Here is a 21,953-nt window from a genome sequence, read left to right as displayed (position 1 = left end):
TTATATATAAGTACAAAAAATGTTATAATCTTTAACATGAAATAATTTAATCTAGACATTAATTTATTAATGACAGAAGAAAGATAGGGTTAATGATTTATGAAACATAATATAATTATAGCAGAATTTGAGAGTAGAGATTTAGAAGAAATATTGGATTTATTTTATAATACCATTCATTCAGTCAATGCTAGAGATTATTCCAAAAACCAGTTGGATGCATGGGGTATAGCTAATCCCGATAGAGACAGATGGTTATTGGGATTAAGTCGAAACAAGACATATGTAGCTAAGCTAAATAATATCATAGTAGGTTTTGGAGATTTGAATAGCCAATATTATATTGACAGATTGTATACTCATAAAGATTATCAAAACATAGGTATTGGTACTAGTATAGTTGAGATGTTAGAAGAAGATGCAATACAGTTAGGGTATAGGAAAGTATATACGGAAGCCAGTATTACGGCTAAAGCTTTCTTTTTAAGTAAAGGATATACTGTAGTGACACGTCAGAATAAACATCATAATGGAGAGGTATTTATTAATTATATAATGGAGAAGAAATTAGTATAGATGGGAAAATATAAAGGATGTAGGTGTAATGTAGTCAGGGTATAAGTGTTAATAATCACTTGTCTTACCCTAAGAAGCGGTCGGTCTGCGTGATTATTAACACTTATACCCTTCGGTGAAACAAACTTGAGTTTCTTGGGATATTAACTATGTGCTAAAAGGGTTTTTGGGCAACATACTTAGAAATAATTATTTTAGCATCGTTGTGCTCCTGTAAAAAAGTGACTGGAAATTTAGCAGTTATCTCACCGTAAATAGCACGTCTGACAACTGCTCTGTGCCAATCTCTAAACATGTATAATCTTATTTTCCTTGAACTAAGTATTTCTTTCATACCTAAAGTTATACACCATTTAGGTAATACGGAAATAGCACCACCCAAGGCTCCCGCAGCATTTATAGTTCTAGTTTCTCTTGAAATCTTTAAAATTCTAGTGCCTATATTTCTAAATTCTTGATCTATTACATTTTCACTTTCTTCAGGAGGTTCATTGAATGCAATATGTCCGTTGATTCCTACTCCTCCAAAGCAAATATCAACTCCTCCCAGTTCCGTCATTTTTTCATGAATCTCATTTTCTTTACTTGGTTCGGGGAAAAATCTATGGTCTTCAGGAATATTTAATTCTTCATCTATTTTTCCATATAGTTCTCTATACATGAATCCTTTAAAACTAAGAGGGTTGTCAGTATCAATCATAGTCATGTTGGCATTAAGATACTCATCCATGTTGAAAATGTATACGTTACTTAGGTCAAGACGATATTTGTTTACAAGTCTTGCAAATCTTTTATACTGACCTACTGGTCCGACTGGGCATATGAATACGGTTTTTTTCCCTTTTTCATTATTATATTTTATGGTATCAAACATTGTCCATGCCATATCATGATAGACATCGTCTTCTGTATCCATTATTTCTAATGGAATTTTACTGTTTTCTCCTAGCTTTTCTTCTCCTATTTTGTAATAATCCTTCATTGTACTTCCTCCTATTTATATAATATGATTATTATTACTTATGATTTAACGTTTAATCTTTAGTAAAGAAGATAATAATTAATCAAATGTATTTTTAAATACTAAAGCTGCCGGTGAAACTCCGCTTAATATATCTTCGTCTTTTCTATAGGCAAATCTAGTATCATCTCCCATAAGATTAAACAATTGCTCTTTAGTGTGTTCTTTAACTCTTTCCATTACATCTTCTCTATATTTAAAAAATTCTCCAGAACATATTATTATTTCAGGATTAAGTATGTTTATTAAATTCGCTATACCAATCCCTAGAGTTTGTTCTGCTTTATCAAGTATATTACTACATAAATTATCCTTATTAGAAGCACATTTATTTATCAGTTCAAATGTGATTTTCCTATAATCTTCACAGATATAGTCCCTAATTTCGCTGCTCATACCTTTGCTCAGTTCATCTTTAACATTCATACATATAGCTTCCGTACCACAATAAGCTTCTAAACATCCCTTTTTTCCACATGTACATGTTCTTCCATTTTTATCAATCTTTTGGTGTCCAATCTCTCCTGCTACACTATTTTTGCCTCTAAGAATATTCCCTTCTACAATGATTCCGCTTCCAACGCCATGATTACACATTATATAGATAATATTTTTATATCCTCTACCAAAACCATACCAGTATTCACCTAATACACGAATATTAGCATTATTATCTATATACACTGGTATAGATAGTTTATCCTCTAGATATTTTTTCAGATGAATCTCTTTAGGTATTGAATTCAAACTATAATCTATAAGTTTTCCAGTATTATAATCCACAGTACATGGAACACTAATCCCTATTCCTAATATTAACTGTTTATTTATCTTTGACTGTATAACAAGTTTCTCAATTACATTTTTAACATCTTTCATGAATTCATTATCATCTTTAATATATTTTATACTCTCTTCTTTTCTTGTAATTATGTTTCTATTAATATCAAGGACAGCTCCTTTAATACTTGTCCTTTCTATATCTATCCCTACACAATAAAAAGCTTTGGGATTGATCTTTAATAGTATAGGTTTTCTTCCAATGTTTGCATTAGTGACATATGAATCAGCGACTTCAATCAATAAATTATTTTTGACTAATTCATCAGTAATTCTAGATACCGTAGGTTTTGATAATAATGTATTATTACATATATCAGTCCTAGATACTAGCTCATTTATTCTTACATAGTTAAGTAGAATCATTTTATTTCCAGATAGATTTTTATTATTTATCATATACATTTATTTTCATCCTTTATTTCATTATGAAACTATTATTTTATAAATTCTATTAATATGGTTTTTTCTGCAATTTAATATGTTTTACTACATTCAAATTATCATAATTCATTTAATATGTCAAGGAATTAGTTTCATATTGAAACAAATTGCAAGAACAAAGAGGACTACGCCTCATAAAAGATATCAAGGAAATAGGAAGTAGAACTTTCCTAATTTAATAAAAAGCTCACAATCTATTCGTGAGCCTTTCTCGTATAACTATATGTTTCACTAATTTTTATAGTCAAACTCCTTTTTTATGTCGGCAGAACATCATCCACATATTCACATTCAAATCTCTGTCTAATATTTACTTATAATAATATTTATTTACATAATCTATACTTTAATTCTGAATTTTTGACATTTCTAAATAAATATTAATTATTTTTTTCTCTATAATCTTTTGCAGAAATCCCTGTATATTTCTTAAAATTATAAGAAAAATATTTATAATCGCTATATCCAACTTTTTCAGCCACTTCATATATTTTAAGTAATGGATCTTTTAATAAATTTTTAGCTTTATGTATACGTAATTCATTTAACCAATCGATAAAATTTTTATTAGTTTCTTCTTTAAAAATTTTGCTAAAATAATTCGGAGATATTAAAACAAACTCTGCGACTTGAGCTAGAGTTATATTTCTATCATAATTGGCATAAACATAATCTATTGCTACTTTAACTATTTTTTTATATTTATTTATATTAGAATCCTTATTATCATAAAAAACTACTGAATTTTTACCTAAGAAAGTTAAATTATCCAAAACGTATTTTGCATTTTTATAGGAATCACTTATCTCATGAATATTATTACATATTGTCCCAACACCAATACAAAATTTTTCTTCTATACTTTTAGAAAGGTTATCTTTTAAATTCTCATAGAATTGAATATATGCATTTTTAAGTTCTTTATTATTTACCAAAATACATGCCAAAAAATTATAATGTGTGTAGCATATAAATCCTTTAAAATTATATATTTGTAGAATGTCCCTTATTAAATTACCAATATCTTTTTGTTTCTTAGTAAGATATCTTTGGCCCTTAGCAACCTCCATATCCATTTTAACTATGAATACACAATAACTTTCACCTTCTAAATCCAATCCAATAAATTTTGCTTGTTCTAATATATCATTAGAACTACTATAATTGGGTATTAATATATCTTTTAGAATTTTTGATTTAATATCATCCTTGTAACATTCTATCAATTTATCTTTTTTATTAATAATTTCTTTTTTTTCCTTATGTTTTATAATTTCACCTTTTAACTTAATTACAAGTTTTATTAATTCCTCCACATTAACAGGTTTCAATAAATAATCACATGCATTAGTTTTTAAGATTTGCTGTGCATATTCAAATTCATTATAACCACTTAATATTATTATCTTTATATCACTATACTTTTTTGTTATTTCTTTTGACAGATCAATACCATCCATAATAGGCATTTTTATATCAGTAACTATTATATCAGGTTCTAATTTCTCAATCTTTACTAAAGCTTCCTTCCCATTAGCTGCCTCCCCAACAATAACAATTCCATAAGATTCCCAATCAATAGTTATAGTAAATCCTTTTCTAATTAACGGTTCATCGTCTACAATCATCATTTTTATCATATTCTTCGCCCTCTTTTATGTATGGTTGTTTTACTATAGCTGTTGTACCTACATTTATCATACTTTTAAATGATAAACCATATTCATCTCCAAAATATAATTTTATCCTATCATTTACATTTTTTATTCCAAAACCTTTACTAGTTTCAGTATCAGAAATCAAAAGATCATTAATATATTTTTCGTTAATACCTACTCCATTATCTATAATTTCATAAATCAAGTTATCCTTTTCTCTTTTAATTACTATATTTATTTTACCTTTTTGTGGTAACGAGCTAATACCATGATAAATTGCATTCTCAACAAGAGGCTGTATAATCAATTTAACAACTTTACATTCCTTAACTTCATCTTCAACATGAATTACAAAATCTACGAGTGTCTCATACTTTTGTTTTTGTAAAAAAATGTAATTATTCAAATGTTCAATTTCATTTTTCACACTAGTGAACTGACTTCCATTATTAAGACTTAACCTAAAAAGTTTAGATAGTGCTTGTATTAATGCAGAAGTTTCAAATGCAGATTCTATACGAGCTACCCAGTGTATAGTATCCAAAGTATTATACAGAAAATGAGGATTAATCTGTGCCTGAAGAGCCTTTAATTCCGATTCTTTTTGTTTGATTTTAACCAAATACACTTGATTCATCAACTGATTCAGTCTATTTGACATTTTATTAAAACTTTTAAATAGCATAGCTATCTCATCATTACCTTTAACATCTATGCTAACAAAATTTTCATTTTCAATATGTTTCATAAGTACTCTAATCTGCTTTAGCGGTGTCAGAAACTTTTTATAAAAAAATATTACTATCATGATGCATATTATGAAACTAACTATAATACCTATACGTATAACTTTTTGAATTATTTGTAGATCATCTAAAATTTCTTTTATTGGAACTAGACTTATAAGGGTCCAATTCATTGGTTGAATTCTACTATAAGCCAAAAGATATTCTTTATTCTTCCACTCCACTCTATAAAATCCATCTTTATTAATATTAATATCCTCTTTTAATAATTCACTAGGTATCTCATCAAATAAAATATCTGAATCATTAGATGATATAACAATATCGCTATCATTGAATATATAAAATTCGCTGTTCTCATTAACAGTAGACTCATTATAAACTTTAGCTAATTTTTTTTGGTCAATATCAAGTTTTAATATTCCCAGTGTGTTTTCTATATTATTAATATCATTTATTGATCTTATTAAAGAAACTCTATGTATCTTATTGTTCAAATCATCATAAGTATTTATTGACCAAAATGACTTACCTTTTAAATTTAATGCTGTAGTCATATTACTTTCATTTATAAAACGACTTTTCCCAGTTGTATCTATTTCTATACCATTAAATCCTTGTAAAGTTGCAGATTCAATGTATTCATTAGTATATATTAAATAAGATAGTAATGCTTCCGATTTTAATATATAAGCTTGTTTATTCATATCTACATCATCTTTTGACATCATCAAATAATTTCGTAACGAATCATGCTGAATTAATTGTAGAGAAGTATAGTTAATAGAATTCAATATTTTTTCTACATCACTTGTTATATTTTTAACAGTACTTAAATTAGAATATTTAGCATGGTTTTCTATTACCTTTGAAGATTTAGTATATGAAATCGATCCAATAATAATGATTGGTATTACAATTAAACAAAATGAAAATATTAGTAATTTAAATTTTATACTGCAAAATTTCTTCAATTCCATAACCCCTTTGTGTTTGAATAAATTATATCTTGCACTGTTTTTATTGTCAAGCAACTGTATGTAGTAATTTTTGTATACATTTCCTTTAATTATTACATAAAAAGCTCTAAAATAGTAAAAAATTATTATATTCATTTCAAATATTATTGTAGCCTAGTATAAACACCTAATAAATATATTATAAAAAAAGATTTTTTAGTGAAAATAAGATGTTTTTGTAGATATACCCCCTTGATATATAATCATTAAATAGTACTATAAATATAGTCACTTATTACTTATTAGTTAATTTTATTCAAATGATAGGTATGGACAACTATAAAACTTAATTGGGAGGCAATTATGAAACTTAAAAAATTTGGTAGTATTTTAATTGTTATGCTTATGTTAGCTACTTTAATGGTAGGCTGTGGAAAAAAGGATGAGGTAGATAAGCCAGAAGATAATACATCAAAACAAGATACCGATTCTTCTGAAAGCAAAGAAACGGTAACACTTTCTTTTATACATAACTTGGATCCAGAAGTAGAAGCGGGTGGAGCTGCTGCATTACGTAATGCTATTGAAGAATTAAAAGTATCTCATCCAGAAATTATTATTAAAGAAGAAGTTTTATCTCATGATGGATACGATAAAAAAATTAAAGCTTTAGCCGCTGGTAATGAAATGCCAGACTTATTTCAAGTAAAAGGTTCTATGGTTGATACATTTATTTCAAATGGAATAATCTCTGATATTAATGCTGACCTTGATGCTGATCCTGAATGGAAAGATGGATTTTTAACAGGTTCTTTCGCAGCATTCACTAGAGATAGTAAAATCTATGCTGTTCCTCAATCATCCAAAAGTACATCAGTAGTATTTTACAATGAATCAATCTTTAATGAAGTTGGTATAAAAGAATTTCCTAAAACATGGGATGAATTTACATCAGCTATCAAAGCTTTAAAAGACGCTGGATATACTCCTATCTCTTTAGGTAACAAAGGAAAATGGGTAGCAGAATCTTGTATTTTAAGTACATTAGGTGATAGATTCACAGGTGTTGAATGGTTTGAAAGTATTAAAAATCATGATGGTGCTAAATTCACTGATCCTGAATTTGTATCTGCATTAACAACATTTCAAGAATTAGCAAAAATGGGAGCTTTTAATACTGATATGAACAGTATTGATAATATGCAGCAAAAAACTCCATATTATAATGGAAAAGCTGCAATGTTTATTGAAGGTGCTTGGGCTATAAGCAGCATAGAAACGGACGCACCAGAAGAAATCAAAAACTCAACTAAATTAACAATTCTTCCTACAGTAAATGATGGTAAGGGCGAAGCTATGGCTATGTCAGGTGGAGCAAGCTGGGCATTTGATTTGAATGCTAACTTAACAGGTGCAAAAAGAGAAGCTGCTATTACAGTTCTAAAAGCATTATCTAACGAAACTTATGGTGCCATCTTAGCTGAAAACAACAGTAATCCAGCTGTAAAAGCAGGCCCATATGACGAAAGTAAACTTACTCGTTTATTTAAAGAATATAATGCTCTAGTTGATAATTGCATATATACACCAGTATATGATGCTCAATTATCCACTTCTGTAATTGAAGTTATGAACAGTGGTATTCAAGAATTATTAATTGATATGACTACACCAGAAGAACTTGCTAAGAAAATTCAAACAGAGTATGAAAAAGAATCAAACTAATAGTTATTCTAATCAGCTTTGAAAAATATTATTGCAAGGAAACTTGCAATAATATTTTTTTAATAATTCGAAAGAGAGGTTTAGCATGAGTAGTAATGGCGTAAAAGTTAAGAAAAAAGACATCTTTCTCTTATTACTTCCAGGAATTCTTATATTTACATTTGTTATCATTCTTCCTCTATTTTACTCCGTACGATATAGCTTCTTTGAATGGAGCGGCGGACTAAATATGAAATTTATAGGTTTAGAAAATTACAAAGAACTTATACACGATAAAGATTTTTGGAGTTCATTTTTTAACAATATAACAATAGTTACACTTTGTATTATAGGACAAGTAGGTATTTCTCTATTATTAGCAGGTTTACTATCCTCCAAATTAATAAAATTTAGTGAATTACATAGAACACTAGCTTTTATACCAGTTGTTCTTTCAGCAGTTGTTATTGGATTCTTATGGAGTATGATCTATAGTAAAGATTTAGGTTTACTCAATTGGTTATTAACAAAATTAGGTTTAGGAAACTTAATCAAACCATGGCTGGATGATCCCAAGATTGTAATGAAATCAGTAAGTATACCACTTATATGGCAATATATTGGATACTATTTAGTAATCTTTATGGCAGCTATCCAAAGTATTCCAAAATCAATATTAGAGGTTGCTGAAATCGATGGTGCTGTAGGATTTAAAAAACTCAGATATGTAACATTCCCACTTATTAAAAGTACAATATCTGTTGCTATAATGCTTTGTATTTCCGGTAATATGAAAGTATTTGATCATATCTATGTTATGACTGGTGGAGGACCAGGAAAAAGTTCAACAGTTATGGCACAATATGCTTATTCAACATCATTCGACCAATTTAAACTTGGATATGGTAGTTCAATATCTGTAGGTATTCTAGTAATAAGTTTAACGCTTGTTATGATTAGTAGAAAATTGTTAGGAGGAAAATCAAATGACTAAACCATCGAAAAAAATATTAGCAGCACTAGCCAATCTAGTAGTCATTATATATACAATATCATGTGTTTTTCCTGTACTTTGGATTTTCTATTCTTCATTGAAAACACAAAAAGAATTTAATTTGAATATAGTATCATTACCTTCTAATTTAAACTTTACAAATTACATAGAAGCAATAAAAACTAGTCATCTAGATAAATTCTTTTTAAACAGTGTTTTTAATAGTATGATAACAGTAACTCTAGTAGTAATAATAGGTTTTATGACTGGATATTGTCTATCAAGATTCAAATTCAGAGGAAGAGGTTTTGTTTATACATTATTTTTAGCTGGTATGCTAATCCCAGTTCATAGTTTGCTTATTCCAATTTTTATACAATTTAAGAACTTAGGAATGTTAAACAATAGATTAACTCTTATTTTACCTTATGTAGCATTTGGACTTCCGATTTCTATATTTCTATTCGAAAGTTTTATTGTATCAGTTCCAGGAGAAATGGATGAAGCTGCATCATTAGATGGACTCAATATATTCGGTATTATGTTTAGAATTATATTACCACTATGTAAACCTGTTATGTCGACAGTTGTTATACTTAGTTTTCTATCTTCTTGGAATGAGTTTCCTTTTGCACTAACATTAATAAGAGATGATAAATTCAAAACCATTCCAGTAGGACTTGCTAACTTTAGCGGAGCATTTTCAACTAATTATACGCAATTAATGGCAGCATTGGTAATTGCAGTATTACCTGTAATTCTAATATACTTAATCTTTAACAAAAAAGTAGTACAAGGTATGACTGCTGGAGCAGTAAAAGGATAATAGTAAGGGAGATTTAATTATGGAAATTATAACACTTAACGGTAACTGGAAAATGAAAGAATCACATGAAAATACTTGGTTAAATGCAGTAGTTCCAGGCTCTGTATACCTTGATCTTCTTAACAACGGTAAAATTGATGATCCTTTTTACAGAGATAATGAATATAAAATACGAGATTTATCTTACAACGATTATGAATACACAAGAGAATTTAATATTAGTAATGAAATCCTGAAAGAAGAAAACATCTTATTATGTTGTAATGGCATTGATACAATTGCAGATATATATATTAATGACAAGCTTGTAAAGCAAACTATTAATATGCATTGTACATATGAAATTGATATAAAAGAATATATTAATAAAGGTAGTAATACTATTAGAATATATATTCATTCTCCTCTTAAATATACCGAAGCAAAACACGCAGAAATGGAAATCTCTAGGACACCTCATGGTTCTTTACCTGGGATATCATATCTAAGAAAAGCTCATTGTATGTTTGGATGGGATTGGGGTCCTCAATTACCTGACATGGGTATTTGGCGAGATATATTCATAAAAACATATAGCAAAGGCTGTATTGATGATGTCTTTATTACTCAAGACCACAAAGATAACATAGTAAGTGTAAATATAAATGTTAAAAAGAAGCAAATCAAAACATCTTCTACAATAAAAGTTAATATAAAATACCAAGACAAAATTATTGCAAGTGATACAGTATTATCAAACAATGAGTATGAAAAATTAACTTTGAATATTGATGACCCTAAAATATGGTGGCCAACAGGATATGGAAAGCAACCTTTATACTCAGTAGAAATTCATTTAGAAAATAATAAACAAATACTAGATTCAAAAAGACTAAGAATTGGACTTAGAACAATTACTGTTAGTGAAAAACCTGATGAATACGGTAAAGAATTTGCTATCACAGTTAATGGAGTATCTATATTTGCAATGGGTGCTAATTATATTCCTGAAGACAATATCCTAGGTAGATGTAACAAAGAACGCACTAAAAAATTACTTAAAGATTGTGTTAGAGCAAATCATAACTGTATAAGAGTATGGGGCGGAGGAATTTATCCCAATGATTACTTTTTTGATTTATGTGATGAATTAGGAATTATTGTATGGCATGACCTTATGTATGCATGTATGACTTATAGTATGCATAAAGAATTCGAAGAGAATATCAAAGAAGAAACAATACAAAATATTAAAAGAATCAGACACCATGCTTGTCTAGGATTATGGTGCGGAAATAACGAAATTGAATGGGGTTGGTCTGGTAAAGATTGGTTTGATAATGTTCCTCCAAAACTAAGAGTAGATTATATTAAGCAATTTGCTATTATGTTGCCTGAAATTACGAAAGAAACTGATAGCAATACATTTTATTGGAGTTCTTCACCATCTTCTGGATTAGAACCAGAAGATGCTAACAGCGAAAAAGTTGGAGATATGCATTATTGGGATGTATGGCATTACACGAAACCTTTTACGGCTTATAGAGACACTTACCCAAGATTTATGTCTGAATTTGGCTTACAGTCTTTCCCTTCAATGAAAACTGTTAAGACTTTTACCGAAGAAGAAGACAGAAACATCTTCTCATATGTAATGGAATCACATCAAAAGAATAATGGATGTAATGCTAAAATATTACATTATATAGCTGAAAATTATAAGTATCCAAAAGATTTAGATTCACTCTTATATGCTTCTCAGATAATTCAAGCTGAAGGTATCAAATATGGTGTAGAACATTGGAGAAGAAATAGAGGCAGGTGCATGGGTTCTATTTATTGGCAATTAAATGACTGCTGGCCTGTAGCCTCATGGTCAAGCGTAGATTATTATGGTAGATGGAAAGCATTACATTATTTTAGCAAAAATTTCTACTCACCTGTTCTACTATCAGCATGTGAAGAAGGATTCAAAGTTTCATTGCATATAACTAATGACAGATTAGAAAGTTATGTAGGAAAAGTAAATTACTCCTTATACTCCAATGATAAAATCGTAGTATCTGACAGCTTTAATGTAAATGTTGATTCATTATCAGCTCAAAAGATATGTGAAATGGATTTTGAAAAATATATTGATACCAAAGATAAAGAGAGAAATACTTATCTTTATTATGAATTAGTTACTGATGGGAAAGTAGAAAAATACGGAACTATCTTATTCACAAAATATAAACATTTTAATATGAAAGACCCACAAATCAAAGTTGACATAACTGAAACTAATGAAGAATATAATTTAACATTTACTACTAATGCATTCGCAAAATATGTAGAAGTTGATTTTATAAATACTGACGTTGTTCTTAGTGATAATTATTTTGATCTAATTCCTAACAGGGAAAAAATTATTACAATATCAAAAGAGGACATAGATATAAACATTAATACTATGAAAAAAGAATTAGTAATTAGAAGTTTATATAATACATATATGTAAACATATAAACAAACAAATAAATTAAACACAGGAGGAAAAAATTATGAACGTATATGAAAATCTAAAGAAAATGAACATTGAATTACCTAAAGCTCCACCACTTGGAGGAGTATACACACCAGTTAAAAGAGTAGGTAACTTATTATTTACAGCAGGACAAGGTGCAACTAAAGATGGAATTCCTACAATTGCAGGAAAAGTAGGAAAAGATTTAACTATTGAACAAGGTAAAGAAGCTGCAAAAGGAGCATGTTTAAATATGTTAAGTTGTCTACATGCTTACACTGGTGACTTGAATAAAATTAAGAATGTAGTTAAAATTTTAGGTTTTGTAGCTAGTGCTGAAGGTTTTGCTGATCAGCCACAAGTTATGAATGGTGCATCACAGTTCCTTGTAGATGTATTTGGGGATAAAGGTCAACATGCTCGCTCTGCTATTGGAACAAACGAACTACCTGGTGGACTTGCAGTTGAAATAGAAGGAATCTTTGAAATAGAAGAATAATCGGAGGTATGAAAAATGAAAATAGATACTCCTAAAGTAATCATAGATTATGACATAATGAAAAATAACATACATAAGATGCAAGAGTTAGTTTCCAATAACTCTTGCTCATTACGTCCTCATATAAAAACTCATAAAATACCAGATATAGCAAAAATGCAAATCGAAGCTGGTGCAGTTGGAATATCTGTCGCAAAAATAGGAGAAGCAGAAGTAATGGCTGATGCTGGTATTGATGATATATTTATTGCTTATCCAATTATTGGTGAAGATAAAATCAAAAGACTACTTAAGTTAAATAAAAAAATTAGACTAATCGTTGGTACTGAAAGTATATATGCAATAAAACAACTTGATAAATACGCAAAAGAAGATAATCAAATTCTTGAACTAAGAGTAGAAATTGATACTGGAATGGGTAGGTCTGGTGTAGAATATCAAAAAGTTGAATCATTTTTTGATAATATAGCAGGTTTTTCTAATATAAATATTACTGGTATATTCACATTCAAAGGTCTAATCTATAATGGCGAAGTTACTAGAGATGCTAAGAACGCTGGATATGAAGAATCCAACATGATGGTAGATTTAGCAAATAGACTCAGAAAAAAAGGTTTTGATATAAAAGATATTAGTGTTGGCTCAACACCTACTGCAAAATATGCATGTATGGTAGAAGGTGTTACAGAAGTAAGACCTGGCACTTATGTATTTAATGATCAAATGCTTGTTAACCTTAATGTCTGCGAAGAAAAAGATTGCGCAGCAAGAGTATTGTCAACTATAGTAAGCAAGCAAAAATTTGGTAAAGCTATTATTGACGGTGGAAACAAAACATTCTCCACTGATGCATCTATGGATAAATTCCCATATTTTCTAAAAGGATATGGAAAAGTAGTCGGTTATGACAATATAACTTTATCTGGACTGTCTGAAGAACATGGAACGATATTAATAGATAACGATAACGGTGAACTATCTATAGGAGATACTATTTCAATTATCCCTAACCACGTATGTACAACCATTAATCTTCATAATGAATTAGCCTTTGTCAGTAACAATAATATTATTGATAAAAAAATGGTTTCAGCAAGAGGGATGGTGTACTAGTTGTACGATATATTAATAAAACACGGTACTATAGTAGATGGAACAGGAAACAAGAAATTCACTGGAGATATAGCAGTAAAAGATGGCAAAATAGTCAAAATTCAAGACTCCATAGATGCTCAGTCCAAAAAAATTATAGATGCAGAAAACAAAATTGTGTCCCCTGGATTTATAGATATACACAGCCACTCTGATTTACGTGCTGCAAGCTGTAACCTATGTGATATAAAAATCCAACAAGGAGTAACTACAGAGATATATGGAAATTGTGGCTTTTCCATTGCCCCTATTAACAATAAAACATTAAATTTACTAAACGAATATAGTTCCCCTTTTTTAGGAACATTCGATATACCTTTTACATGGAATAGTTACGATGAATATATTGATATGTTAAAAAACAAAAAATATATGCATAATATCGGAGGTTTAGTCGGTAATTCATCATTAAGGATAGCTTTAAAAGGATTTGATAAAGAAAACCTAACTAAAGAAGACATTAAAAAAATGAGAAGTTCTTTATTAGAAGCAATTAATTCCGGTGCCTTAGGTTTATCACTTGGATTAATGTATATGCCAGATACTCTTCATACTACCGATGAACTTGTCAATATTATATCTTGCTTAAAAAATTATAATACAGTTGTAACTGCTCATATTAGAGGTGAAGGTAACAGTCTAGTATCTTCAGTAAAAGAAATAATAGAAATAGGTAAAAAAACCGGCGTTCCCGTTAATATAAGTCATTTCAAATGTGCAGGGAAAAACAATTGGGGTACAGCGATTGATGAAGCAATTGATCTTATTGAAACAGCTAGAAGTAAAGGTCAAGATGTTACCTGTGATGTATATCCTTATACTGCTGGTTCCACAACGCTTAGCAGTGTAATGCCTCCGTGGGCTGTCGAAGGTGGTGTAGACCAATTTCTAAACCGCTTAAAAAACACTATTACACGAAATAAAATTAAAGACGAATTAGCAAAAGATACATCTGATTGGGATAATCTTGTATATTCTACTGGATGGAATTCAGTAGTAATTGTTGACGTTAATACCCCAAAAAATAAATACTGTATTGGAAAAAGTATAGAAGAAATTGCAAAAATACGTGGTGAAGAACCAGACGAATGTGCCATTAACTTATTAATAGAAGAAAATGGTAAAGTTTCTATGGTATTCTTCCATATGAGTGAAGAAGATGTTAAAAAAATAATAAGCTTAGATTACTCATTTATAATATCAGATTCCATATATCTAAACGAAGGTAATCCCCACCCTAGATTATATGGTACTTACCCTAGACTATTTTCCAAATATGTCAGAGAAGAACCTATATTAACGATAGAAAAAGCAGTTCAGAAATGTACATATTTACCAGCTAAAAGAATTAATCTAAACGATAGAGGCTTGTTAAGAGAAGGTTATCAGGCTGATATTGTTATATTTGATATAAATAAAATCAAAGACAAAGCAACATACGAAAATCCAAGACAAAATTGTGAAGGCATAGATTATGTAATAGTAAATGGTATTACATCCCTAGAAAATGGTAAAGTATTAGATAACAAAAACGGAAAACTTTTATTATCAGAATATGCCCATACTACTATTTAATCTATATGTTGAGGGACTATCTCATAATACATTTTTATTTACAATGAATACCATAATAATAAACAAAATGTATTACGTAGTAAGCCCCTCTATAATAACCCACCTAATTCTTTATTTTTTTTATTATAATGCCCTAACTCCTTCTTCCCCAGTTCTGATTTTAATTACATTTTCAACAGGATATAAAAATATTTTTCCGTCTCCAATCTGTCCTGTTTTCAATACTTTCTTTGCCGTTGCAATGACATCATCAACCGGTACTTCGCAAACAACCATCTCTACTTTTACTTTCGGCAGTAGGTTAATAGTCAGTGGTACCCCTCTATATGTTTCAGTTATCCCCTTTTGCATACCACATCCTAGAACCTGTGTTACCGTCATACCTGTTATACCTATATCATGAAGAGCGTCTTTTAACTCTTCAAGTTTTGATGTTCTGGTAATTATCTCGATCTTAGTCATTTTATCCATATATATAATCCTCCCTTTTACTTATAAATATAGTTATCTTTCTCTATATCTCTAACTATAAATTTATGTAAGCCGAAATCCCATGCTCTATATTATCTAGACCATTGACTTCCGTATGTTCCCTAACTCTCAATCCTATTGTTACCTTAATCAGTCCAAATGTTATGAAAGCTAAAACTATAGAAGTTACACCACAGATTAATATCCCTATAATCTGCGAACCCAAAACACTAAATCCTCCACCATATAATAATCCTCCATCTGTAGAAAATATTCCAATGGCAATAGTACCAAAAGTTCCACATACCCCATGTACTGATATTGCACCTACCGGATCATCAATTTTTAGTTTCGTATCAACAAACTCCACTGCTAAAATCATTATTATCCCACTTAATATCCCTATAATAATTGAACCTACAAAAGAAACCTCATTAGCACCTGCTGTAATACCGACAAGTCCAGCCAATGCCCCATTAAGAGTTAAAGGCGCATCAGGATTCTTATACTTCAAACAACTGAATATCAAGCTTGATAATGTGGCTGCTGCTGCACTTAACAACGTAGTAACTGCACTATGTATAGTAACGGAAGATGTAATATCCAAAGTACTTCCTGGGTTAAAGCCAAACCATCCAAACCAAAGAATCAATACACCTAAAGCCCCCAGAGGTATATTATGTCCCGGTATAGCAACTGGTTTATTTTTCTTATATTTTCCTGTTCTAGGACCAACCATGTAAGCTCCAATCAAAGCACAAAATCCTCCGACAGCATGCACAGCTGTTCCCCCAGCAAAATCCCTAAACCCAAATCTTTCTGATAAAAATCCTCCACCCCATATCCAATGACCTATAAGTGGATATATTATTGTTGTAGCTACCAAACAAAAAATAATATAAGATGTAAATTTAGTTCTTTCCGCCATAGCTCCTGACACTATTGTTGCACATGTAGCAGCAAAAATAGCTTGGAAAAAGAAAAATGCATCAAATGATATACCATTCAATTTATCAGGTTTTCCTAATAACATAAACATATCTGTACCGATTATCCCTCCCACATCAGTACCATACATAATAGAATAACCTATCAAGAAATAACACATTACTCCTATAGCAACTGTAACAAAATTCTTCATAATAATGTTAACTGCATTCTTAGATTGGGTAAACCCAATTTCAACCATAGCAAAACCTGCATGCATAAGAAAAACAAAAACACTAGCAATCAGAACCCACATTGAGTTAATAATAAATGTCATGCTCATTATATATCAATCCTCTCATAATAATATAAAAATTGTTTAAAAGATTTCAAGGAATAATCATTATATTTTATATGAATACAAAAAAAAGTTCATACGTCATTATGACGCATGAACTCCATTGTCCACTCATTTATCTATTTTATATAGAGTAATCTATGTAGAATCCTCCCTTGAATTCATGTTGCAAATTATACACTATTATCAGTCTTGTGTCAATATATTTCCCTAAATATATTTGTTAAACAATTCAACCAATTGATTTTATTAATTATCTATCCTTCAAACTTTTATAAAAAGTACATATAGTTATTCTCACGTAAACTTATTTTTAAAGTAAAATGTAATAAAACCAACCATATATAACCAAAATACCCTCTCTTTTGATTAACTTAATATATCAAATTCTTCATCACGGGCTTGAATGGTATATATAGTTAGTTTTACGCAGACTGATCCTTGGAGTAAAGCGTAGTAAAACTAACTATATATACCTACGTACACTTCCCAGTTAACTAATTATATCTAACAATTTTTTTATAGAAAATAAATTTTTTCCATCCTTTCCAAAATGTTATGAAATCTTTACTTGATTATTTACCCAATAACGTATAAACTATATAGTTGGTATAATGAATCAAAAAACCCTTAAATGAAATATCATTTAATTTATATATATATTTTATTTATCAAAACATAAGACATTAAAATTAGAAAGCAGGGTATATACATGTCAGAACAAAAAATTATAAATATAGCAGTAATAGCCCACGTAGATGCAGGAAAATCAACTTTAGTAGATGCATTCCTAACACAAAGTGGCATATTTAGAGAAAATCAAGAGGTTGTTGACCAAGTAATGGATAGCAACGATTTAGAGCGTGAACGTGGAATAACTATTTACTCAAAAAACTGCTCTATAAATTATAACGGCTACAAAATAAATATTGTGGATACACCAGGTCACTCGGATTTCTCATCAGAAGTAGAAAGAATCATAAAAACAGTTGATTCAGTAATCCTTCTAGTAGATTCAAGCGAAGGACCTATGCCTCAAACAAGATTTGTACTTCAAAAATCACTTGAACATAATCTTAACCCAATACTATTCATCAATAAAATAGATAAAAAAGACCAACGAGCTGAAGAAGTTGTAGATATGACATTTGATTTATTCGCTGAATTAAATGCTAATGATGAACAACTGGATTTTCCAATAATATATGGAGTTGCTAGGGATGGTATATCTAAATATTCTATGGACGATGACTATACAGATCTTACACCTTTATTTGAAACAATAATAAAACATACAAAACCTTATCCAGATAAAAATAATGAACCATTACAAATGCAGATATCCGCATTAGCATACGATGATTATATTGGAAGACTAGGTATTGGTAGAATATCTAAAGGTACCATTAAAGAAGGACAACAAATAGCTATATGCAAAAGAGATGGAACAGAAGAAAAAGGTAAAATATCCAAATTATTTGCCTACGAAGGATTAAAACAAGTACCAAAAAAAGAATTAAGAAGTGGTGATATCGCTGTTATTGCAGGTGTTTCCAATATATCCATAGGCGAAACATATTGCGATGTAGATAATATAGAACCTATGGAATTAATTAAAATAGAAGAACCAACACTATCAATGAATTTCTTAGTAAACAATTCACCTTTTGCTGGACAATCTGGTAAATACGTTACTACAAGACATATAAAAGAAAGATTAGACAAAGAATTAGAAATAAATGTAGGTTTAAAAGTAGAAGAATTAGGCGGTATTGATGGATATAAAGTATCTGGTAGAGGAGAACTTCATCTTTCTATCCTTATTGAAAACATGAGAAGAGAAGGATATGAACTCAGCGTATCAAAACCCGAAGTTCTTATGCATCGAGAAGATGGAAAACTATTAGAACCAGTAGAAAGAGTAATTATTAACATCCCTGATGAATATTCAGGAACAGCTATTAGTAAACTTAATGTTAGAAAAGGTAGATTGGAAGCAATGGTTTCCGAAAACGGCTTCACACGTATGGAATTTATAGTTCCAACAAGAGGACTCCTTGGATTCAGAAGTGAACTTATTACTGATTCTAGAGGTGAAGGTACGATAATACGTTCATTTGAAGCTTATGAACCTCATAAAGGTGAAATACCTTCAAGAGGTAATGGAGTATTAGTATCTGGTGAAAAGGGTACAGCAATGCCTTATTCTCTTAATAACCTTTGTCAAAGAGGTACAATGATTATACATCCAACTACGGAAGTTTACGAAGGTATGATTATAGGTATCAACTCCAGAAAAGATGATATGACAGTTAATCCATGTAAAAACAAAAAATTAACCAATACCCGTTCTTCTGGAGCAGATGATGCAATTAAATTATCACCACCAAAAATATTTAGTCTTGAAGAGGCACTAGAGTTTATCAATAATGATGAACTAGTTGAAATAACTCCAGACAGTATAAGATTAAGAAAAAAATACCTTACAGAACAAGAAAGAACTAAATACAATAACAAAAATAGATAATAAAATACTCATAAAAAGGTAATAATAAATTCAAAAGCTACTATTCAATAGTAGCTTTTTTATTGTATAAATTTAAAAGAGACTATTTCTGCAAAAAATTACATCTCAATGTATAATTATAAAAAGCAAAAAATTACTAATACATCAATAATATATTTTTAGTATCTTTTTAAAAAAAAATAATATATTTTTGATTAATACACAAACTTAAAATAGATACAAACTTTTATAAATAAATTTAGATTTTTTATGACTTTTTTTAAGTGAATATACTAATATTTGACATAATGACCATAAAACTATCATAATTGTTTATACCTTTAAATATGTTAACAAAAACATTATAATTTACAAGATAAAACTTAGTTGACATTTGCAAAACGTAATATTATAATTATCATGGGGGAGATTTGAAAGTATTATTATAACCCTTAAATTACGATAATAAATTAATCACTGTGTGATAAATTTATATATATACTATTACAAAATTAATATACATGAAGGAGGAATACCTAATGGCAACAAAAAGAACATTTAATTGGGACGAAATCAAAAAAGAAAACCCTATTTTTTCACAAATCCGTACTACAATCGAATCACCATTCTATGGAAATAATGTAGTTAATGTTAATTCTCTTAAAGAAGCTTACAAATTAGCTGCTAATTCTCCAGGAACTATTGTAACAGATATTCCTGTATACAAACCAGGAAAACTTGGTCTTGACGAAGATGCAAAAGTTTTATTATTCAATGATGGAGCTGTAAAAGGACGTTGTGCAGCTGCAAGAAGAATTATTGGCGAACCTAATGTAGACCAAGAAGAATATGCTTCAAAAATCAGAGAAGCTGTTTACAATACAAGATATCGTAAATTATATCATGCTCAAGCTTATGTTGGTTTAGACGCAGACTTTATGGTAAAAGCTCATCTATTAATTCCAGAAGGCTTCGAGAACATAATGTATTCTTGGTTACTTAACTTCCAATACTTAAATGAAGAATATAATAACCTTTATGCACAATCAAAAAAACTTGATTCAGAAGGTGACCTTTTCATTTTCTCAGATCCAGAATGGACACATGACGAACATCCACTAGGACTTACTTTCTTTGATCCAACACATAACTGTGCTGCATTACTAGGTATGAGATACTTCGGAGAACATAAAAAAGGTACATTAACACTTGCATGGGGAACAGCTAACAGAAATGGATATGCTGCTTGCCATGGTGGACAAAAACGTTATAACTTAGAAAACGGTAAAAAATTCGTTGCTGGTGTATTTGGATTATCAGGTTCAGGAAAATCTACTATTACACATGCAAAACATAATAATAAATATGATATCACAGTACTTCATGATGATGCATTCATTATTTCTACAGAAAACAGTTCATCAGTAGCACTTGAGCCTTCATATTTTGATAAGACTGCCGATTATCCAATGGCAAATAGCGATAATAAATTCTTATTATCTGTTCAAAACAATGGTGTCACTATTGATAATGATGGAAAGATTGTTCTTGTAACAGAAGACATCAGAAATGGTAACGGACGTGCTGTTAAATCAAAATTATGGTCACCTAACCGTGAAAATAAATTTGAAGAACCAGTTAACGCTATTTTCTGGTTAATGAAAGATCCAACACTTCCACCAATCATGAAATTAGACGGTGCTTCTCTTGCTTCAGTAATGGGTGCTACTCTTGCAACTAAGAGAACATCAGCTGAAAGATTAGCAGAAGGTGTAGACCCTAACGCATTAGTTGTTGAACCATACGCTAACCCATTCAGAACTTACCCATTAGCAGATGATTACAAAAAATTCAAGAAATTATTCAGCGACAACCATGTAGATTGCTATATCTTAAATACTGGTTTCTTCATGGATAAGAAAGTTACTCCTGCAATTACATTAGGTTCATTAGAAGCTATTATTGAAGGTACTGCTAAGTTCAAACCATGGGCTCCATTCAGTGATATCGAAATCATGGAAATCGAAGGATTCGTTCCAGATATGAAAGATACTGAATATGTAAACCAATTAAAAGCTAGAATGGTTGACAGAGTTAACTTTGTTAAATCTACTGAAACTGATAAAGGCGGATTTAATAAATTACCAAAAGAAGCTCTAGAAGCTTTACAAGATATTGTTAAAGAATTAAATTAGATAATAATAATAAATTT

14 protein-coding genes and 1 pseudogene are annotated in these 21,953 nt (G+C 29.7%); 10 read left to right on the top strand and 5 right to left on the bottom strand.

Features of this window, described 5'->3' with window-relative positions; translation table 11 throughout:
• Positions 1-99 precede the first annotated feature (99 nt).
• Complete coding sequence (locus QMG30_RS24070; protein WP_281819733.1) at positions 100-576, top strand: GNAT family N-acetyltransferase; 477 nt, start codon at positions 100-102, stop codon at positions 574-576.
• A gap of 154 nt (positions 577-730) precedes the next feature.
• On the opposite strand, the gene QMG30_RS24065 is transcribed toward QMG30_RS24070, so the two are convergent.
• The 4 genes from QMG30_RS24065 to QMG30_RS24050 form a co-directional block, all read right to left on the bottom strand.
• Complete coding sequence (locus QMG30_RS24065; RefSeq protein ID WP_281819732.1) at positions 731-1,558, bottom strand: sugar phosphate isomerase family; 828 nt, start codon at positions 1,556-1,558, stop codon at positions 731-733.
• A 78-nt stretch (positions 1,559-1,636) separates the two neighbouring features.
• Positions 1,637-2,842, bottom strand: coding sequence for an ROK family transcriptional regulator (locus tag QMG30_RS24060; protein WP_281819731.1), 1,206 nt, complete (start codon positions 2,840-2,842; stop codon positions 1,637-1,639).
• A gap of 419 nt (positions 2,843-3,261) precedes the next feature.
• Positions 3,262-4,521: a response regulator transcription factor gene (locus QMG30_RS24055; RefSeq protein WP_281819730.1), complete on the bottom strand. Its 1,260-nt coding sequence runs from the start codon at positions 4,519-4,521 to the stop codon at positions 3,262-3,264.
• Positions 4,493-6,259, bottom strand: a complete 1,767-nt coding sequence (locus QMG30_RS24050; protein ID WP_281819729.1) for a sensor histidine kinase — start codon at positions 6,257-6,259, stop codon at positions 4,493-4,495. The genes QMG30_RS24055 and QMG30_RS24050 overlap by 29 nt, the downstream gene beginning before the upstream one ends.
• A gap of 348 nt (positions 6,260-6,607) precedes the next feature.
• Between QMG30_RS24050 and QMG30_RS24045 the strand changes: the two genes are divergently transcribed.
• The 7 genes from QMG30_RS24045 to QMG30_RS24015 all read left to right on the top strand — a co-directional run bounded on the left by QMG30_RS24045 (position 6,608) and on the right by QMG30_RS24015 (position 15,479).
• Positions 6,608-7,969, top strand: a complete 1,362-nt coding sequence (locus QMG30_RS24045; RefSeq protein WP_281819728.1) for an extracellular solute-binding protein — start codon at positions 6,608-6,610, stop codon at positions 7,967-7,969.
• An 85-nt stretch (positions 7,970-8,054) separates the two neighbouring features.
• On the top strand, positions 8,055-8,942 hold the full coding sequence (locus QMG30_RS24040; RefSeq protein WP_281819727.1) for a carbohydrate ABC transporter permease: 888 nt from the start codon (positions 8,055-8,057) through the stop codon (positions 8,940-8,942).
• A complete protein-coding gene (locus tag QMG30_RS24035; protein ID WP_281819726.1) occupies positions 8,935-9,768 on the top strand; it encodes a carbohydrate ABC transporter permease in 834 nt (277 codons plus the stop codon). Before QMG30_RS24040 ends, QMG30_RS24035 begins: the two co-directional genes overlap by 8 nt.
• A gap of 19 nt (positions 9,769-9,787) precedes the next feature.
• Entirely contained in the window at positions 9,788-12,247 is a 2,460-nt protein-coding gene (locus tag QMG30_RS24030; RefSeq protein WP_281819724.1) for a beta-mannosidase, read from the top strand.
• 43 nt (positions 12,248-12,290) lie between these two features.
• Entirely contained in the window at positions 12,291-12,752 is a 462-nt protein-coding gene (locus QMG30_RS24025; RefSeq protein WP_281819723.1) for a RidA family protein, read from the top strand.
• Between the two features lie 15 nt (positions 12,753-12,767).
• Positions 12,768-13,865, top strand: a complete 1,098-nt coding sequence (locus QMG30_RS24020) for an alanine racemase (RefSeq protein ID WP_281819722.1) — start codon at positions 12,768-12,770, stop codon at positions 13,863-13,865.
• Complete coding sequence (locus tag QMG30_RS24015; protein WP_281819720.1) at positions 13,866-15,479, top strand: N-acyl-D-amino-acid deacylase family protein; 1,614 nt, start codon at positions 13,866-13,868, stop codon at positions 15,477-15,479. It abuts the gene before it with no gap.
• A 123-nt stretch (positions 15,480-15,602) separates the two neighbouring features.
• Here QMG30_RS24015 and QMG30_RS24005 read toward each other — a convergent pair.
• Positions 15,603-17,214: pseudogene (locus QMG30_RS24005) on the bottom strand (ammonium transporter).
• 733 nt (positions 17,215-17,947) lie between these two features.
• Here QMG30_RS24005 and typA point away from each other — a divergent pair.
• Positions 17,948-19,762 (top strand): translational GTPase TypA, encoded by a 1,815-nt coding sequence (typA, locus tag QMG30_RS24000; RefSeq protein WP_281819714.1) that lies wholly within the window; start codon positions 17,948-17,950, stop codon positions 19,760-19,762.
• A 518-nt stretch (positions 19,763-20,280) separates the two neighbouring features.
• The gene (locus tag QMG30_RS23995) at positions 20,281-21,936 is read left to right on the top strand and encodes a phosphoenolpyruvate carboxykinase (ATP) (protein WP_281819712.1); all 1,656 of its coding nucleotides are present in this window, start codon (positions 20,281-20,283) and stop codon (positions 21,934-21,936) included.
• Positions 21,937-21,953: the final 17 nt, after the last annotated feature.

It is taken from the genome of Vallitalea longa, assembly GCF_027923465.1.
Classification (GTDB): Bacteria; Bacillota; Clostridia; order Lachnospirales; family Vallitaleaceae; genus Vallitalea; species Vallitalea longa.
Note: the sequence above shows the minus strand (reverse complement) of the source record. Positions and strands in the feature narration are given on the sequence as shown.

Excerpts from the sequence above, each read along its gene's own strand:
- QMG30_RS24070 (WP_281819733.1), top strand. The coding sequence starts at position 100 with ATGAAACATAATATAATTATAGCAGAATTTGAGAGTAGAGATTTAGAA.
- QMG30_RS24065 (WP_281819732.1), bottom strand. The coding sequence starts at position 1,558 with ATGAAGGATTATTACAAAATAGGAGAAGAAAAGCTAGGAGAAAACAGT.
- QMG30_RS24060 (WP_281819731.1), bottom strand. The coding sequence starts at position 2,842 with ATGTATATGATAAATAATAAAAATCTATCTGGAAATAAAATGATTCTA.
- QMG30_RS24055 (WP_281819730.1), bottom strand. The coding sequence starts at position 4,521 with ATGATAAAAATGATGATTGTAGACGATGAACCGTTAATTAGAAAAGGA.
- QMG30_RS24045 (WP_281819728.1), top strand. The coding sequence starts at position 6,608 with ATGAAACTTAAAAAATTTGGTAGTATTTTAATTGTTATGCTTATGTTA.
- QMG30_RS24040 (WP_281819727.1), top strand. The coding sequence starts at position 8,055 with ATGAGTAGTAATGGCGTAAAAGTTAAGAAAAAAGACATCTTTCTCTTA.
- QMG30_RS24035 (WP_281819726.1), top strand. The coding sequence starts at position 8,935 with ATGACTAAACCATCGAAAAAAATATTAGCAGCACTAGCCAATCTAGTA.
- QMG30_RS24030 (WP_281819724.1), top strand. The coding sequence starts at position 9,788 with ATGGAAATTATAACACTTAACGGTAACTGGAAAATGAAAGAATCACAT.
- QMG30_RS24025 (WP_281819723.1), top strand. The coding sequence starts at position 12,291 with ATGAACGTATATGAAAATCTAAAGAAAATGAACATTGAATTACCTAAA.
- QMG30_RS24020 (WP_281819722.1), top strand. The coding sequence starts at position 12,768 with ATGAAAATAGATACTCCTAAAGTAATCATAGATTATGACATAATGAAA.
- typA (WP_281819714.1), top strand. The coding sequence starts at position 17,948 with ATGTCAGAACAAAAAATTATAAATATAGCAGTAATAGCCCACGTAGAT.
- QMG30_RS23995 (WP_281819712.1), top strand. The coding sequence starts at position 20,281 with ATGGCAACAAAAAGAACATTTAATTGGGACGAAATCAAAAAAGAAAAC.